11 protein-coding genes are annotated in these 18,710 nt (G+C 50.8%); 7 read left to right on the forward strand and 4 right to left on the reverse strand.

The genetic code is table 11. The features are described from left to right. Nucleotides 1-28: 28 nt before the first annotated feature. The 5 genes from IC617_RS12570 to IC617_RS12590 are packed head-to-tail and all read left to right on the forward strand — an operon-like array spanning nt 29 to nt 9,328. Nucleotides 29-1,564, forward strand: a complete 1,536-nt coding sequence (locus IC617_RS12570) for a cytochrome c3 family protein (protein ID WP_191145340.1) — start codon at nt 29-31, stop codon at nt 1,562-1,564. A gap of 22 nt (nt 1,565-1,586) precedes the next feature. Next, nucleotides 1,587-2,483: a DmsE family decaheme c-type cytochrome gene (locus IC617_RS12575; RefSeq protein WP_191145341.1), complete on the forward strand. Its 897-nt coding sequence runs from the start codon at nt 1,587-1,589 to the stop codon at nt 2,481-2,483. A gap of 11 nt (nt 2,484-2,494) precedes the next feature. Next, entirely contained in the window at nt 2,495-4,765 is a 2,271-nt protein-coding gene (locus IC617_RS12580) for an MtrB/PioB family decaheme-associated outer membrane protein (RefSeq protein ID WP_191145342.1), read from the forward strand. A 32-nt stretch (nt 4,766-4,797) separates the two neighbouring features. Further along, the gene (locus tag IC617_RS12585) at nt 4,798-7,083 is read left to right on the forward strand and encodes an OmcA/MtrC family decaheme c-type cytochrome (protein ID WP_191145343.1); all 2,286 of its coding nucleotides are present in this window, start codon (nt 4,798-4,800) and stop codon (nt 7,081-7,083) included. Nucleotides 7,084-7,096: 13 nt separating this feature from the next. Next, nucleotides 7,097-9,328 carry an OmcA/MtrC family decaheme c-type cytochrome gene (locus IC617_RS12590; protein ID WP_191145344.1) on the forward strand — a complete coding sequence of 744 codons (2,232 nt, stop codon included), beginning with the start codon at nt 7,097-7,099 and terminating at the stop codon, nt 9,326-9,328. Nucleotides 9,329-9,699: 371 nt separating this feature from the next. On the opposite strand, the gene IC617_RS12595 is transcribed toward IC617_RS12590, so the two are convergent. The 4 genes from IC617_RS12595 to IC617_RS12610 all read right to left on the reverse strand — a co-directional run bounded on the left by IC617_RS12595 (nt 9,700) and on the right by IC617_RS12610 (nt 16,715). Beyond that, complete coding sequence (locus IC617_RS12595) at nt 9,700-12,027, reverse strand: OmcA/MtrC family decaheme c-type cytochrome (protein ID WP_191145345.1); 2,328 nt, start codon at nt 12,025-12,027, stop codon at nt 9,700-9,702. 940 nt (nt 12,028-12,967) lie between these two features. Beyond that, on the reverse strand, nt 12,968-13,471 hold the full coding sequence (locus IC617_RS12600; protein ID WP_191145346.1) for a thioredoxin family protein: 504 nt from the start codon (nt 13,469-13,471) through the stop codon (nt 12,968-12,970). Then, nucleotides 13,446-15,608 (reverse strand): TonB-dependent receptor plug domain-containing protein, encoded by a 2,163-nt coding sequence (locus IC617_RS12605; RefSeq protein ID WP_224745979.1) that lies wholly within the window; start codon nt 15,606-15,608, stop codon nt 13,446-13,448. The genes IC617_RS12600 and IC617_RS12605 overlap by 26 nt, the downstream gene beginning before the upstream one ends. A 234-nt stretch (nt 15,609-15,842) precedes the next feature. Beyond that, nucleotides 15,843-16,715 carry an NAD(P)-dependent oxidoreductase gene (locus IC617_RS12610; protein ID WP_191145347.1) on the reverse strand — a complete coding sequence of 291 codons (873 nt, stop codon included), beginning with the start codon at nt 16,713-16,715 and terminating at the stop codon, nt 15,843-15,845. A 120-nt stretch (nt 16,716-16,835) separates the two neighbouring features. Here IC617_RS12610 and IC617_RS12615 point away from each other — a divergent pair, with 120 nt between their 5' ends. Together IC617_RS12615 and IC617_RS12620 are read left to right on the forward strand one after the other, a co-directional pair. Beyond that, a complete protein-coding gene (locus IC617_RS12615; RefSeq protein ID WP_305080175.1) occupies nt 16,836-17,384 on the forward strand; it encodes an elongation factor P hydroxylase in 549 nt (182 codons plus the stop codon). After that, nucleotides 17,374-18,525: an ATP-NAD kinase family protein gene (locus IC617_RS12620; protein ID WP_191145348.1), complete on the forward strand. Its 1,152-nt coding sequence runs from the start codon at nt 17,374-17,376 to the stop codon at nt 18,523-18,525. Before IC617_RS12615 ends, IC617_RS12620 begins: the two co-directional genes overlap by 11 nt. The last annotated feature ends 185 nt before the right edge of the window (nt 18,526-18,710 follow it).

Here is an 18,710-nt window from a genome sequence, read left to right on the forward strand (position 1 = left end):
AAGCGGGCAAAACAAAAAGGAATACCCCATGAGAATAGCCAGACGTCTCATCGCACTGATGTTGTTGACATTGCCGTTGGCGGTGCAAGCGGAAGCAGAATCAAAAAACTGTTTGAGCTGTCACGATCCGTCGCTGAGCCATTCGATGAAACACATGATGAACTCGGCTCATTGGGACAAATCAAAGTCGAATGCTCCGGTTTCTCAGCAAGGTTGTGTGTCCTGTCATGGTGATAGCGTCAATCACGCCAACACGCCAACTCGAATTCAGCCCACCGTTAGTTTTGGCCCGCGCTGGACCGGTTCGGTTGATCAGCAAAACGATACTTGCTTGAATTGTCACGAAGAAACGGCAACCCATAACCAGTGGCGTCAAGGCGTCCATGCTCAGCAACAAGTGACGTGCGTGACCTGTCATGATGTTCATAGTGAACAAGACTTAGTCGCTAACCACAGCCAGCAAATCGAAGTGTGCTCGGTTTGCCACAAAACACAGAAAGATGGCATTCACAACCTCACCGATAAATTGGCCGACAACCCTGGCTGTACCCATTGTCACAACCCACACGCAAACCCAGACCCAGTCGTGATGATGCTGGCAAATCGCTCAGAAGGTTGCCGTAGTTGTCACGACTTACAAAAACTGCAAGACGATCCTGCTGTAACAGCCAAAGCCAAAAGTTATCACCGAGTGATGGCCAATGAGGACCGAACCTGTGTTGATTGTCACCGCGGTGTCGCGCATGTCGATCAGCACAACTTCGGCGCATTGCTAGCCGGTGGCTTGCAATCGGCGCCGTTGGAACTGTTCTATCCGGGCCAGTCTGATGGTGACTGGCTACTGGCCGAACACCAAGGTGCACAAGCCCTGCGTCAAGGCCGCAATTGCCGACAATGTCATATCGGTGAAGGCGATTCGATGGGGCGTTCGCTCGCTCCGGCTGGAGTCACCCCGTTCATTGATGCCAATCTTAGCTTCGCTAAACAGGCTGACTCAGTGCTGATTAAAGTGCAATGGGTGGGCAACGCAGCTGATAACAGTGTTGCGTTGATGTTGAACCAAGGCTCAGTCGAGGCATTTAGCCGCGAGGGGTGTTGGGCTGCTTGTCACAGCGATATGCCGGGAATGACTCGCGATCGAGGTCAGCAGTTGAGCAAATACCTGCGAGTAGCCCAGAAACAACAACCCGTTGTTGGCAGCCAGACCCTGTTCCATGATGCGGCCACCTTGGGGCAAATGAAGGACGATGGTCAATTTGTTGAACTATGGCGCGCCAACTTGGCAGACGGTGCTGTGCAGTCTGTCGAATCATTCCAGATTTTAGCGAAGCGTGAAGCGGTAGATAGCACAGCAATAACTGCGACTGGTCAGTTTGCCAAAGGCAAATGGACGGTCAGCTTTAAGGTGCCGAATAAACACCTGCAGCAGTCATTGCTTGCCGGCAAAATTATCACCTTGGGAGTCGCTGTACATGGTGATGGCGAACATGGCGCCCAACATAAAGTGTCATTGCCGGTGACCGTGAGTTTGAGCGGTGACGATACCGATTTCGTGGTCAGATAATCTGCATAGGGAAGTTGATTGCATGAGGCGTTGGACGCAACTTTATTTACAGATTGTCCTGACTTTAACCTTGGTTGTCAGTGGTCACGCACTTGCTCAACAGAGCGAAGCGGTTAAACAGTGCCTCGATTGCCATCAACAAAGTGCGGAACAGCCCATCCACGCTATTTTTCAAAATGCCCACGGCAATTTGAATGGGGGGGGGAGCCAAGCCTGTATTGGCTGTCACGGCGAAAGCTTGGACCATCGAACCCAGCCAACGGCGCAAGCACCGTTGGTCAGCTTCGGCCCCAAGTGGTTTAATTCTGCCGAGCAGCAGAGTGAAACTTGCCTTGATTGCCACCAAAAGCATACCGGTAGTTTGTGGCAAGGTAGCATGCACCAGCAAGAAGAGGTGGCCTGTGTTGGTTGTCACTCTGCTCACGTTGTCGAAGATCCCATGGTGTCAGCAACGACTCAGGCCGATACCTGCATGAGTTGCCATAGCGATGTACGCAGCGCCAATATGCTGGCTTCACGCCATCCGATTGCAGAAGGCATGGTGGCTTGCAGTGACTGTCATAATCCTCATGGTTCGCTATCAGAAAGCTCATTGACTCAACCCACCCTGAATGACACCTGTTTCCAATGCCATGCTGAAAAACGTGGGCCATTTGTATTTGAACATGCGCCAGTGACGGAAGATTGCAGCACTTGCCACAACCCCCACGGGTCCATGCACGACAACATGCTGGTATCAAAAACTCCATTTTTGTGTCAGCAATGTCATTCTGCTGCCTTTCACCCTAGTCAGCCGTTAGAGGGTTCTGGTTTACCTGCAGGGAATTCCTCAGCCTATTTGCTGAGTAAAAATTGTTTAAGCTGCCATTCGCAAATTCATGGCTCTAGTCACCCATCTGGTAGCAAGATGACCCGATAGGAGCACAATTTATGAAGTTCAAATTATCATTCTTGTGTTGTGCTGTGGCGGGTAGCTTGAATGCCAGCGAGCAACCTGACGACCCATTCGCTTTCTATAACTTGACCGATTATCGCTCGGTACAGACCCGTCAATTGGTTGATTATTCAGGTTACTTTGAGTTGGGCGCCGGTTATATCTCTGAGTCGAATGAACAGTTTGGCCAATATAACGGTCTCGATGAAGATGGCGTATTTGCCATCGGCTCGGGCGTTTGGCGTAACTGGCAAGTGGAGGACTACTGGTTCGATTACTACAGCGTCAAAGCGAACGATCTCGGGCTTGATACGTTATCGCTGAATTTCACCATTGGCGCCGTTCAAAATTTCAAATTAGCGGTGAATTGGCAACAACTTCGCTCTCGTGGTCCAAGCTCCGGCAAAACGCCATTTCGTTACGAACAAGGTGCGTTGACATTGCCCGAAAATTGGCAGGCGGCGAACAATGCCAGTGAACTGGCGTCGTTGAATCAACAAGAGATTGATCGGCGCTTTTCACAAGTCGTTCAGCGTGATCAGCTAACCATCGACTTTCATCATGACATTGATGAAGCTTGGCGCCTTCGCAGTTCGGTGAAACATGAAAAACGCGATGGCACCAGAGCCACCGGAGCAGCGTTTTTTGCCAACGCGCAAAATGGTCATTCAGCAATTTTGCCAGCCAAACTCGATTCCACCACCAAAACATTTGAAGCCGGAGTCGGTTACTACCAGCCAAACTATGCCGCGGATGTCAGTTACCTCTATTCCGAGTTTGAAAACGATGATTATGCGCTGCGCTGGCAGAACCCCTACAGTGCAAATTTAGGGCCGGGCGTTGCTTACGATACTGGTATCGGCCAAATCGCCACCGAACCTGATAACGACATGCACCAGTTTCGCTTAACTGGATTTTATCAGCTGAACGATCAGTGGCGGATTAATGCGGATGCCTCTTATGCTGTTGCCAATCAGGACACAGCGCTGTTGCCTTACACCAGTAACTTGGCACTCCCTACCACGGCTCTGCCGGATCGCTCATTCGACGGTGAAGTGAGCACCACAACAGCCAAAGCGCAGGTGATTTATCGGGCGACCAATAAGCTCAAGTTTCAAGCCGGATATCGCTACGAAGATCGGGATAACGACAGCCCTCGATGGGCGTGGCAGTCGGTGACCGGTGATTCTTGGGCGCCACAAGATGAAAAGTATCAAGTTTATAACGCCCCCCACAGTCGTAGTCTCCAACATCTTCAGTTGGAGGGGAGTTATCGTTTGCCGAAATCAACTCGGTTATCAGCATCCTATGCTTACGAGGAAATTGATCGCTACAATCATGCCGTTGAAACTACCGAAGAAGACATTTTCGAACTTCGAGTGAATTCAAGGCCGATGGTTGGGTTAAATGTTCGCGCGCAATTGCAGTACAAAGATCGCGGGGCTTCGACCTACCAGTGGGATCAATCGTTTTACAGCCTTTATGACACAGCGCTGATTAATGAAATTCCAGATTCCCAGCGCTACAGCAATCACCCCCGCTTAAGTCAGCATTACCTCAGCAATCGCGAGCAGTGGCATAGCCAGCTACACCTTGGTTATGTCTTCAATGCCCGCTGGCACATGACCTTCGATGGCCATTATCAGGATTCCGATTACGATGCTACAGAGTTGGGGCTGGCCAATGAGAAGCTTTGGCACGCCAATCTTGCTGCAAACTGGTACACCCATGAGCGTTTAACCCAGACTTTTTATGTCGCTTTTGATCGTTACGAATACGAATTGTGGGGGCGAGCATTTACCGGCGGCGCTGAAAAGAATGCCTTCGAAATCTATCCGCCGTTACCTCAAGCGAGTGATGCGAGGCGCGATTGGACCATTGAGCCCGAGGATACCAGCGTGACCTTGGGCACTTCTGGCGAGTGGATTTCTGAATCAAAACTATTGGAATTGGATTGGCAATATCAGCTGACGTTATCGGATAGCGAACATTCAAACTTAGCCAATGGCGGAGCTGCCGATCTGTCAGCTATTGCTTTGCCAGACATTAATCAAGACCAGCATCATGTTGATGTCAGTGCTTTGTATCACTTCAGAGACGATCTCAGTCTCAAGCTCAACTACCAATATTTCAGGTATTCCACGGATGATTGGGCATACGCCAATGTTGGTGTTGGCAGCATTGACAAAGTGTTGGGTAGTGGTCAGCACAACACCAATGAACAGGTCCACTTGGTGGGCTTGAGCGTTATTTATCGGTTGCCATGAGCACAGACAGGAGAACAGTGAACATGTATCGCATGACGAAAAATTTAATCGCGGTGTTGCTCATGACACTACTCGTTGGTTGTGGCGCAGATAGTGGCGGCGACCGTGCCGAAGGCGTTGAGCCAGGTCCACCACCTTCGGGCGGCAACCCACCTGAAACGCCTGAGCCGCCAGAAACACCGGAGGGGACGATTGATGTGGCTGCCATCACCGCAGATGATTCGGCAGTATCTGAAATGCTGGCGGTCGAGCTCAATAGCCCTTTAACACTGACGTTTAGCTTGATTGTTAACGATAATTTGACCGTGACTGGCTTAACCTCAGCGAATGCTCGTTTTTCTCTGGCCAGCTTAAATCCAAATCCCGGCAGCTCAAAAGGCATGAGCTGGCAAAGCTTGATTGAAACCAGCGAAGACCCCATTTGTCGCAGCCAATCTGACATCGATGACAGCAATACCCAGTGCAGCCAATTCAGCACTGAAACTGATCCGGCACTGATCCCAGACGAAGCCCGCAAAGTTCAGGATCCCCAAGCTGTCGGTAAAGTGGCGTTGCCGCAAGCGACAACTGAAAACTCTGGCATTTTGAGTGCTAATGATGACGGCTCTTGGAGCTATCAGTTCAATCAGCAAGTTGCCGACGCCGAGTCTGAAGAGCGGGTCCACCGAGCTTGTATTCAGTTTTCGATCAACACCTCCATTGCCAACTCTTGTGTCGATTTCGTTCCTGCAGAAGTGGTGGCTGCAGCGAATGGCTCCAGTGGCACTTCCATTGAAGACGACTTTTATCAACTGCATCACGGTCGCCAGATTGTCACCGAACAAAGCTGTAATAGTTGTCATGCCGAGCTTGCCCTCCATGGTGGCGGGCGCACACAAACCGATTATTGTGTGACCTGCCACAACCCCGGCAGCTGGGATGCCAATAGTGGCAACTCAATCGACTTCAAACAGATGATCCATAAAATTCACTATGGCCGTGAATTGCCCAATTTGAGCGATGGCGAACCTTATAAAATTTGGGGATTCCGCAATGGTGAACATGACTATTCCAATACCAGCTATCCGCAGGACATGATGACGTGTGGCCGCTGTCATGCCGGTGATGAAGATGTCGAGTTTGCCAATGTCCAAGGTTCTCTGATACCAGAAGCGGTATTGACTAATGATGGCCACAGCTGGGTGACCGACCCGACTAAACAGGCCTGTGAATCCTGTCATGAAAAGCTGTTTACCGATAATCTCAAGCTCAATGGCAACCAGCCATCAACCAATCACACCAGCTACACCGATGAGCGTGATTGTGCTGGCTGTCACCGCGACAGAGGCGCTGAGGAGCCGGGTGGATTGCAGGCTAATCAGGCCCACCGTGATTTTGTCAACGAGGCAGGACTGGCGCTGACGCTTAACATTGTCGATATTCAGAATACTGCGGCAGGTGAAATGCCAACCGTGCTATTTGAAGTGGTTGACGTGATGGGCCAGCGTGTTGATTTACATGATCCTGAATCGATGTGCAGCGAAGCACGTTTCGACATTCGCGCACCTTATGATGCTGCTGCTGATTATCGAGCCCGCATTAGTGCAGGTGGCTCACCGGCAGATTTGACGGCTGTTGGCGATCATGTATTTGCGGCTGTTATCGCAAGTCCAATGCCCTCAGAAGTCGATACTTTAGCGGTCACCCTCGATTTCAATTACCCGTTTGAATGTGGCGATAGCTCATCGCCGAAAGTGAGACTTGATGCTGCTGTTGCCTATGCAGCATCAACTGCTGATTCAGCGACACCGCGACGGGAGGTCATCGACGTGGCGCAATGTAATGATTGTCACGGCCGCTTTTTGCTGACTAGTCAATATCATGGCGGTACCCGAGGGGTGAATAGTCCGGAAACCTGCAGCGCCTGCCACAACTCGGAGTTTGCGACATCGGATCGAACTCGTGAGCTTGGTTTGTTGGTGCATGGTATCCATGCATCGGCCATGCGTGAAATGCCGCATAAAGATTGGGATACCAGCAAGCTGCAATATCCTGGCGAGTTGAGCGACTGTAGCAGCTGCCATGTAAATGGCAGCTACACCTTGCCACTGGCATTGGTTCGCGAGCCGATTAAGTCCACTTCGAGTACCTATGTCACCGCCACTGCGGGTTCATGCGCATCGTGCCACGATACCGAATTGGCGAAAAGTCATATGGTTAGTGCCGGAGGCGCATTATTTGATGTTAGTTTCGAAGAAGCGTCGATGGCCTCTGAAAGCTGCGATGTTTGCCATGGCACAGGTAAGTCAGCCGATGTCGATTTGGTCCACAGTCGTTAAAGGAGTACCAACTATGGCGCTGTTGCGGAACATCTTGATTATGGTTGGGCTAACCATGTTGGCTGGTTGTGGCGGCGGAGGTTCATCCGGCTCTGCGGTACAAACGCCAACACCGAGTAACCCCACGCCAGTGCCTACAACATCTTTTTCAGATGCTGGAGAAATTCAAAGTGCGGTGTTGAGTGCAGCGGTAAATAGTGGCTTTGTTGAAATTGAGTTTCAACTTGTCGATGAAAACGGCGTTGGTATTGCCGACCTCGCAGCCAGCGATCTTCGTCTCACGCTTGCCAAACTTGGCCCTTCTGCTCAGGGTAATTTAACCGGCCATTGGCAATCGTACATTAACCAAATCGAGCAACCTGGCGTCGGCCCCGGTACTGAGCCGAAGTTACAGGCAACCAGCGAAAATGCTACCGCTGGTGAACTCACTAACAATCTCGATGGCACTTATCACTATCGGTTTGCTCAGTCTGTAGAGATCAGTGATCAGGAGATATTGGCGCAGGCAAAGACCGAAGGGCTGGATTTGAGTTATTTGCCGAGCGTGACACATCGCGTGGGCATGCAATTTGCCAACACGCCAACGCCTCTGAATGTCACCTTTGATTGGAACCCCGCGTCAGGGCTAACCGAATATGAAGGTGTCTTTGGCCAACATATTTCAGCGACTGAAAGCTGCAATAGTTGCCATCAGCAATTGGCGCTCCATGGTGGCGGGCGGGTTGAAGTTAAGTACTGCGTTACCTGTCATAACCCTGGGTCAACCGATGCCAATAGCGGCAATACGGTGAACTTTAAAACAATGGTCCACAAAATCCACATGGGCCGCGATCTACCCAGTGTTCAAGCCGGTGGCGTTTATCAAATCTATGGTTTCAGAGATTCGCTGCATGACTACAGTACCTTGGGTTTTCCGGGGGATGTACTTGAATGCACCCAGTGCCATGCCGGCAACGCAACTGCACAAACTGATGATGTGATCACCTTCAGTGGCGACAATTGGCGCGAATATGCTTCGGTCCAAGCCTGTGGTTCATGTCACGATGATGTCGATTTTGCCGATCACTATGGTGGTCAAAGCAACGATGATAATTGTCGCAGCTGCCACCAAACAACCGGAGTGGCTGGCTCGATAGAACAAGTGCATCGCAATTTGAACCGCGAAGCATCAGCCCAATTTGCCGCCGTGATCCATGAGATTCGGGATACGGCGCCGGGTCAGTTCCCCGTGGTTCGATTTTCCATTGTTGACCCGACTAATAACAATCATGCCTATGACATTTTGAATGATTCGGTATGGACCCAGCCCAATGGCGCCAGTCGACTGTATGTCGATATTGGTTGGGATACACAGGATTACAGCAATACAGGTAATCAAGGAAACAATGCCAATGCTGTTGAAATCAATGCGCTAACTCAAGCCGTCGCGGTTGGTGATGGCAGCTTTGAAGTGACCTCATCAGTGGCTATTCCTGATGGCACGTTAGAACCAAATATTGCCGCCAAAGGCAGTGGCGCGGTTAATATTGAAGGCCACCCCGCTTCGGACGTTGGCAATGGTGTTGTTGAACGAGTTGCCATGACCAATGAGGTGGCGTACTTCACCATTGATGATGCTTCTGCTCTGGCGCGTCGACAGGTAGCAGACTTGGATAGTTGTTTGACATGTCACGGTCAACTGTCATTTCATGGTGCCAACCGGACCGATAACCTCGAAACTTGCGCGATTTGTCATAACCCTCGTAATACCGATAAGCGAGTTCGCGAGGTTGCGCTGAATCCGCCAAGCGATGGCAAGGACGAGGAGTCGCTCGATTTCAAAACCATGATCCATGGTATTCATGCCGCAGATATGCGTGAGCAGCCACTGCAACTTGTTGGTTTTGGTGGCTTTAACACTTATGTCTTTGATAGCGACCATGTTCACTATCCGCGAGATCTGGCCGATTGTCAGGGCTGTCACATTGAGGGGACTTACGGCTTGCCATCGACCCAAGTATTGGCGACAACCGTCTCGACTGGTGTCAGTATTGCTGATCCAACGGATGATATTGTGACCAGCTCCAATGCCGCCGTGTGCAGCTCTTGCCATGATAGTAGCTCGGCAAAACTGCATATGGAGCAAAATGGTGCCAGTTTTGCCACCAGCCAAGCTGAGATTGATGCTGGTGTGGTGTTAGAGCAATGCTCTGTTTGTCACGGTAGCGGTCGAGTTTATGATGTTGAAGTGGTGCATCGCCGTTAACTGAGCCAACTGACAATTCAAGTTATCCTAAGCTATCCCGTGACAGTTGTCGTTGGATAGCTTTTTTGATCGGTTACCTGTTTGAGCTTCTCTGGTTTTGTTGGCTAACCGGCGTGTAAACTCTCTCGTATCGGCGGGGCTCAAAGTCTCTTATTCTGCCTCATTCAGCGCCCTCATAGAGCCTCTATTTGGCATCTAGCGGTATTGCCTAAGTCTCAGCAGAATGACCGAGTCATTCACTCGCTTGCTATGAGTTACGGGTCACTAGAGTCAAAGTATATCTTCGAAGAAATAAAGCTGTGCTCACCCTCAATTAACCAGCAGCCAATAAAAAGCCCCGGACTTGCCGGGGCTTGATGTTTTACCAACTTCTACCTCAGGTTATGCACTTCATCGATGGCGGCGTTACTGCCTTGCGAGTGACAGACGGCGCAGGCCTCAACCCGGTTTGCCTCATCAAAACTGGTTGCGGCAAACACACCACCATTGGTCACCATATGAGTGATTAAGCTTTTCTCTGCCGAGCTCAGCTCTGTTCCCGCAGGTGTTTCTGGGTGCAAGTAGTTACTAGTATTCGGGTCGATAAAGCCAACCGGAACCGAAATATGACAGCTACTGCAGACCACCACTGTGGCACTGGTGTAGTTGATGGTTTCTCCGCCGCCAGTGTGCGCGACTCGGGCTTTAGAGGCGCGCTCATTCATCACGACCGGCAAGTCAACTTGTGACTCAGTGTGGCAGGCTAGGCAATTGCTAATGTCATCCGGATATGGGGTTAGCAAATTGCTGGATTCATTGACTCCATCATTGTTGGCATGGAAGCTGTGAACGTGAGATTTCAGATCGCCGGGGCGACCGTTATACCAAGCCACTTTAGTGGCGTTATGACAGCTCAAGCATTGATTGAATTGCTTGGCCGCATGACTAGTGTTGTGAATCGACAAGTCATCGTGGCAACCATTACAGCTGGCCAGATCGGCTCCGACTTTTTCTTCGTAGTCAGATGCCATTGAACCATCGACGTTAAAGTATTCAATTGGTGAGTTCCAAGCGACCAAAGCCACACTAATCGATGAGTCTGCGGTATCACAGTCGACCAAGAAACCATTACTCGACTTTTCATTAACGCACAATGGCATTTCGGTAATGCTCAGCGCAATCACGCCGCTGTCGCCAATGCTGGCCGAAGGATTATCAGCTCGGACACATTGATACTTACCACTGCCAGTGTGCGAGCAGGTGCTTAGTTTGACGAGGTTGGTGTCTGGTTTAAATCCGCCTTCTGGCGATGAGTAGGAAAACTCGAAGCCAGCACCACCATCAAAGTTGACGTTAAGTGCTCCATCGCCTGTCTTGATGTACTTTTGGAAGTCGGCGTAATCGGTTAGCGGCTCGTCATTCATCATCATGGTCAGGCCGACCGTCAGGTTATTGCTGTCGTCAACCGATGCCGAATCGATGCTGATATCTAAGCGGCTGACAGCGAGTTGTTGATTATCCAATATCGCCGTATGAGTTTCCGCCACTGGGAAACCGCCGTTGGGACCGTGACAGCTTGAGCACAACGAGTTGTCGGCTTGTGGGCCACCTGCGTGTCCATTTGGATCGGTACCGGCAACGCTAAAGTCGATGTCATCGTGGCACGAACCACACGCCTCCATTGTTGGTTGTAAGTACCAGTTGGCAGCATCAGGCGTTGCTGGATTTTCTTCGGTGTGACAATTGGTACAGGCCCGAATGTCGTGTGGGTATTGGACATCTGAATAATCGTGTTTTGAGTCTCTAAAGCCCCAAATCGCATATTCTCCGCCATCCATCACTTCGGCCAAGTGGGCACCACGGTGGATTTTGTGAGCCATCACTTTCAGATCAACGGTATTACCGCTGTTGGCATCCGTCGATCCTGGATTGTGGCAGGTTACGCAGTAGTCGGTGTCTATGCGGCCTCCACCGTGGATCGCCAGCTCTCCGTGACAAGCGTTACAGGTTCCCTCTTCAACAATGGTGCGCGAATGAATGCCAACAGTCGAGCCGGTTGATGGTTGCCAATCATGGGTGTCGTTAAAAACCGGATAGCCACCACCGCTAATTTGAATCGCCACTCGGTGGGTTAACTCTGGTTCATATGTGACGGTAATTGGGTCAGTCACCGACATGAGGTTGGTCGCAAAGGTATAACTGTAGGTGCCATCGCCATGATCAACTAAGGTACCATCGCGCTCTGAGTCGGCTTGAATCGTGTCTTCGGTTCCCGGCCCCAGCGATGGATCGGACGGCGCCATTTCGACATCATTGATATAGCTTTGCCAGAAGCTGGCATCCCCTTGAGAGACTAAATTTTCGGGGTTTAGTTTAGCGATGGTGAAGCGTGTTTGCGATAAAGGTAAACCAACAAACGGACGTCCTTGTTCATCACCTAGAGCAAACTCGACTGTCACCGTGCCATCTTCAGCAACAGAGGCCATCGTTAACTCACCGGTAAATGACTCTTCTGGGATCGGTGAAGGTGCCGCCGGCCCAGGCTCGCCAGGCTCTCCCTGTTCACCTTGTTCGCCTTGCGGCCCTTGCTCACCTTGAGGGCCCTGAGCCCCGGTGGCACCGTCGCTACCATCATCTCCACAGGCCACCAGGCCGCCAAAGGTTAATAGCATGATTAATAACAATCTTGAGTACCAAGACGAGCGGGATTGAGCTTCCATAAGCCGTTCCTTTCTAGCTGAAGTTACAACGACACATTGTTCGAATATTAACCATAGAAGAGGGATGGTTATATGTAGCAAAAATGTTAATAAAAATAGTTGTTGATCACGCTTTGGTTTTTCTTGAACGCCGGCGAGGGACATTGTTTGGTATCCATTTGGATATTCTGTTGTTGGAAGCGAGCCTTAGCTGCATCAAACATCCAATCAAAGACGCCGAGAAATCTTCCCTGAAGGGGCCATTACAGCCTCCCTCCTGCAGAGGCTTTGATAGTGGATACTTGATTCCGCTTTGGTTAATTCCGCGCAAATTTACAATGCCAGCTGAGCCTCAAAGAGTCAGGTAATGATGTCTGGCGAAGACCTTCCGCAGCAAGGATGCTGCGGCAGAGCTTACATGGAAGTATTTACAGCGTGTCTGAGTTAGACATTGGTGCCTGACTCTCTGCCCAAAGCAGGCGATAGCTGCATCAAGCATCCACTATCAAATGCGCCGAGAAATCCTCCCTGATGGCTCCACTGAAACGAGTGTTTTCACAGCTTGCGAGTTACCCAGTCGAGACGCCGTGAATATGTCCCTATAGGCTCTGCTGCCGCATCCTTGCGGCAGAAGCTCGACAATCCAACTCCCAAGCTGCTTTTGAATCGTCTGTGCTGTCCTCACCTAGAGCGATAGCAAATCTCGCAACTTGCCGCATGCAGAGCGACACAGCGATGTGCTTGAGCGTCAGCATGGGTGAGGTTTGTTATCGCCAGAGTCCATAACGAGCTAAAAAGGCAGCAAATAATGCACAGAGGTGCTTCAGCCGACATGGATGTCGGGTGTAGAGCGCTCCATGGATGGACTCGAGCGTCACCGAGGGGCAATGTTTGGTGCCGTTTGGGTGTTCGTTGGTTGATAGTGGATACTTGATTCCGCTTTGGACAACTCCGCGTACATTTATAAAAGCTCTGCTGCACAATCTGTCTTCGCCAACGCATTGGCGGCGGCGCGCAGCTGTTCGGGCTTCATGTAGCCGCGCTGTTTTAGCAGCAGCTCTCCGTTCTGGTCGAAGAACAGTGTAGTGGGAGTCGCAGCAACGCCCTCAACCGCAGCAAGAAATCGACGGTCGGCAGCCAATGCGGGAAGAGCTTGGTCAAAGTGCTTGAGCTCTCGGCGTAATTCTCGGTACTTCGCTTTGTAGCCGACAATGGCGATGTTGAGCTGGTTATTGCAGCGGTGTTGTAGCTCTGCCATGGTTTGACCTTGCTTCTTACACCAAGCGCAATCGGGTTGAAACACCATCGCGATGGAAGCCACCGACTCATTCGGAGTCAATGACGCCGAAGCGGCTCGGCGAAGATCATCGAGCGGCTGAGTGATTGCCGCATGAGCTGGCGCCCACACCGCAATCACTGACCAGTAAAAGGCAAGAAACTTAAAGCTTGATTTCAAAACCGGCATAGAACTCTCGTCCGTGGAGCGGGCCATAGATGTAGCCAACGTCGTAACCGCCATCGGCATCCCAGAATAATGGCGTTTCGCCTTCATCTATTTGGGTGTATTCAAACAGGTTAGAAACGCCCGTGTAGAGGCTTGCGTCGTTCCCCAGCCACTGCTTTAGTGGCATTTTTAAGCGAACATCAGTCACCGAGTAGGCCGGTGCATCAGTTGGCTTGATTGAACTGCTATCACCAAGAATGTTGTAACCCTCATAACCATACTCAGTTAAATCACGGCTGCCGAACCAAACGGTTGACCAGAACACATGGATATAATCGGTGGTCCATTCAATATCCAACGACGCGCGATCTTCAACAGGCGCAATGGCATACGAGGATTTGAATTCGTCGTTGTGATCAAAGTGCTCAAACGATGCATTGATGAGAAGGTTTTCGGTGATGTTATAGCCAACGACCAAATCAAAAGTGGTGACCGACGCGTCATCATCGAGCTGAGTCAGAATTGGAATGCCATCGTCGGTTTCATCCAGAGCCGCCAAATTTTCCACATTGGAGTAGGCCACAGAGATTGTGGTTGCCAGTCGCTGGTTATCAAAGCTCAGGGCGTAGTTGGCCGATAGTGATTCTTCGAGCTTATCGACATCAATCAAATAGCCCAGGGCGGTATCAAGGATGCCGTGGTCGGTTTCGAAGAATGACAGTGGTGCTCGATAGCCTCGGCCCATGGAAAATCGAGATGTCCAGTTTTCGTTGTGGTCATAGCGCATGTCGAGACGAGGCGCGACAAAGGTTTCATCAATCTCAGTACCTGGCTTTTTATCGTCAATAAAGTCGGCCTCAACCTTATCGATACGGAGGGCGAGGGCAACTTCAAGATCGTCCAACGGCGTCCAAGTATCTTGCACAAAAACACCATAGGTGTCGTAATCGAACGAGTCCGATACATAAGCCTCGACGCTTTCCAGGGCATCCGTTTTCGAGCGCATTTCTTCCATGCGGCTGTCGATACCAAAGGTCAAGAAATGCTGATCATTCAACTGCCAGTCAAATTTAGCTCGGCCATACCACATGGTATCTTCGGCGATATAGTCGATACCTTCGTAGAACGAGTCTTGATCGTGTTTGGCGTAACTGACCGCAAATTCAGATGCTAACTCGCCGTTAATGTCAGTCAGCCATTTTAGGTAAGCCTCCTCGCGAGAGGTATCGATCCATTCAGCTGTTTCCCATGGTTTCGCAACCCACAATTGACGAACATCATCGTCAGCAAATAACTGCTCCGATTCGATGCCATCGTAACCGGCGATAACCTGGCCAATGGAATCGGCGTTCTTGCCCAGCACCGGTCCGCCAAATATTTCTGACTCGACCTGCGATACTCGGATCTGGACGTTGTTGCTGTTGTTGATGTCGTGGCTAACCAGTGCGGTGAGCGACATATTTTCGTGGAATGGCGCCTCTGACACATAGTTGTCGTCATGATCTTCCTGATCCTGAGTGTCATATTGGGCAATTAGTGTGAGGCCCGTGGTACCGCTGGCCGAAACCCCGGTGGCGCTGGCTTTATACGCGGTGTAGCCGTGGGAGCCCTTGGATACGTCAAATTGCGCTGCGTTGTCATAGGCTTGCTTGGTGACGATATTGACCGTGCCGCCAATTGCTTCCGGCGCAATCAAAGAGGCACCTGCGCCACGCGCCACCTCGATACGATCGATGCCTGTAGTGGCAATGGCATCGACAGCGTAGAAACCAGAAATCAAGGTATGGGTTGGCAGATCATCGACCAGAATCGTAGTGTGTTCGCCTTTCATACCATTGAGCATGACCCGCTTAACACCGCACATCGAGCATTCATTAGAGACATTGACGCCCGGCTCGTTGTTGATTGCATCGGACAGCGACAGCGCATTCTTGTTTTCGATCATCACCTGATCGAGCACTTCGGTTTTTTGAATGACATCTTTGAGTCGCCCAGCTTGTTCCAGCTTATGGCGGATGGAGCGCACTTCAATAACCTCGACAGATTGATCCGCCCCAGCAGATTGGTTGGCTTGTGCGCCGACAGCAACGGGCACGAGAGTAGTGATAGACAGGCTGGTGATAATAGCCTTGGGTAGCAGCGACAACTTAAACGGCATACGAATGGGATCCTTGCTCAAGAGCTTCAGTGGGAATGCACAATGGCAATCAAATGCAAATGGGAATGCGTGTTATTTGCTTGTTATTTTATTGTGATGAAGATCTTGTTTTTTGTTCTTGGTCAATTGAATGAGAATTTTTCTCAATTTCGTTTGGGGAGCCATCGATGGCGCAAGAGCAAGGTTCTGCGCCATTGAATGAATAGTTGAGGAGGGCGTTTGCGGGTTACGCTATTAAGATTGAGTTTTTGCCAAACGGGCCATCAGTGACGAAGTGTCCCAGCGGCCGCCGCCCATTGCCTGAACTTCAGCATAAAACTGGTCAACTAACGCGGTGACAGGTAACAAGCTATTGTTACGGTTGCCTTCTTCGATGGCATATCCCAAATCTTTGCGCATCCAATCAACGGCAAAGCCAAAATCGTACTCGCCTTTGAGCATGGTGTGGCCGCGGTTTTCCATTTGCCAGCTTTGCGCCGCGCCTTTGCTGATGACATCGAGCACTTTATCGCCATCAAGTTCGGCTTGTTGGGCAAATTGCATGGCTTCTGAGAGTCCTTGCAATAGGCCAGCAATACAAATCTGATTGACCATTTTGGTTCGTTGACCAGCACCCGATGCGCCCATGTGTGCCACTTTTTGCGAATAAGCTTGCATCACCGGTAGTGCTTTTTCATAAGCGGAAAGGTTGCCGCCGACCATTGTCGTTAAACAGCCATTTTCAGCACCTGCTTGGCCGCCAGATACCGGCGCGTCGAGATAATGAATACCGTATTGTTCGGCCAGCGCAGACATGCGCTCAGCCAATAGCGCTGAGGTGGTGGTGTGATCGATGACAATGGTGCCCGGTTTCATTACCGAGGCAATACTTTGCGCTTCCATCATTTCGATCACGTCCTGATCGCGACCAATGCAAACACAAACAAAATCAGCGTCGACAACCGCATCGCGTGGGTTTTCAAATGCTTTACCAGAATAGCGTTCGGCCCAGTTTTGCGCCTTGCTGGTGGTTCGGTTGTAAACATTGACGTTGAAGTGCTTGGATAGATGGCCTGCCATGGGAAATCCCATGACGCCGAGGCCGAGAAATGCGACGGTAGTCGTCATAACAAAGTCCTTGTATCAAACTTAGAGCAAATTGAAGTTGCTAGTTGAGGCGCTAGCAGCAGGCAACATAGAATACGCGCTTATGGGGCAGTTTGTGTGTTCGCCCCAGAGGATAGATTGTTGCCATTAACCGATACTGAACAAACCGCACCTTTGGTTGCGTTATTCAACCAGACTTTTCGCGCCTTGAACACGATTTTAGTCAAAGGCGATGACGAGCCGCTGTACTTACCCGCAACGGCCGAGCAACCTGCCCAAGTCATTTTTGCCAATGGTTATTTTGCTAGTGCCATGCACGAGCTGGCACATTGGTGTTTGGCAGGAGAGCAGCGCCGTCAGCTCGAAGACTATGGCTACTGGTACTGCCCTGATGGCAGAGATGCGCGGCAACAAGCTGAATTTGAACAGGTTGAAGTAAAGCCACAAGCCATTGAATGGGCGTTTATGGTGGCATCGGGACGACCATTTCGAGTGAGCACTGATAACCTTAATGGCGTTGAGCCTGATCGGCTGGGGTTCCAGCATCGGGTTTATGATCAAGTGCGAGACTACCTCAACCTTGGTTTTCCGCCGCGCGCGCAACAATGGATCGAAGCGCTGCAAAGCGCCTATCAAACTGCAGAGTTGTCGCTCGCCGACTTTGATTATCGAGGGATGTATGAGCGCTAAGCTGCCCATTGGTTTTATGCTCAATCCGTTTGCCGGCATTGGCGGTAGCGTCGCTCTAAAGGGCAGTGATGGCGCAGATACGGTCAAGCTAGCACTAGCGAAAGGTGCCGTGCCGCTGGCCCAGCAACGTGTCGAGCAGGCCCTCAAGTTGCTGCAACCCTATGCCGAACGGATTGAGTTTATTTGCCCCGCGGGCGCAATGGGCCAAGACTGTTTAATGGCAATGGGGTTTGAAACAAACGTTATTTTTCAGCCAAAGCAGCCGAGTCTAGCTAGCGATACCCACGGCTTTATTGACGCCCTCAACGACTATGGTCAGCAGCAACCATTGGCATTATTGCTATTCGCTGGTGGCGATGGCACCGCCCGAGACATTTGTGCTCACGTTAATGAAAACACGCCAGTTTTAGGGATTCCGGCTGGCTGCAAAATTCACAGTGGGGTTTATGCGGTGACGCCGATTGCGGCAGGCCGAATGGTTGAGCAGATGGTTAATGGTGAACTGCTCAGCTTGGTTGAAGCGAACGTGATGGATATTGACGAGGCGGCATTTCGCGATGGTGTCGTGCGTGCCAAGCGTTATGGCGAGATGACGATTCCGGATGATTTACGGTATGTGCAGAGTGTCAAGTCGGGTGGCAAGGAATCGGATGAGTTAGTGCTTGCTGACATTGCTGCTGAGGTGGTTGACTTGATTGACGACAGCTTGGCGATTATGGGCTCAGGCTCGACTGTGGCGGCGGTGATGGAGCTGTTGCAGTTAGACAATACTTTGCTGGGCGTTGATATCGTTGCGCAGCAGGAATTAATCGCTGCTGATCAAACTGCTGCTGAGCTGATTGCTCATGTGACACAAGCGCAAGCGTCTGGACAGGTTTGTAAGTTGGTTGTCACCGTGATCGGCGGGCAGGGTCATGTATTTGGCCGTGGTAATCAGCAATTATCGCCAGAGCTGATTCGATTAATCGGCATCGATAACATCATCGTTGTGGCTACTAAATCCAAGTTACAGTCGTTACAAGGCAGGCCTTTGATTGCTGATACCGGTGATGTTGAACTTGATCAGCAGTTGTCAGGCTACATTCGCGTCGTTACCGGTTATCGGGATTATGTCATGTACCCGTTATCGAGCCCAGCTTAGTCTGCTGTTCGCGGCTTTGGGCCAAGAGTCAGGCAGCAATGTCTCACTCAGACACGCTGTGAATACTTCCATGTAAGCTCTGCCGCAGCATCAGTGCTGCGGAAGCTCTTCGCCAGACATTACTACCTGACTCTTTTACGCTCAGCGAGCATTGTAAAAGTGCGCGGAGCTGCCCAAAGCGGAAG

The sequence above is a fragment of the Neiella litorisoli genome (assembly GCF_014773395.1).
Lineage (GTDB): Bacteria > Pseudomonadota > Gammaproteobacteria > Enterobacterales > Neiellaceae > Neiella > Neiella litorisoli.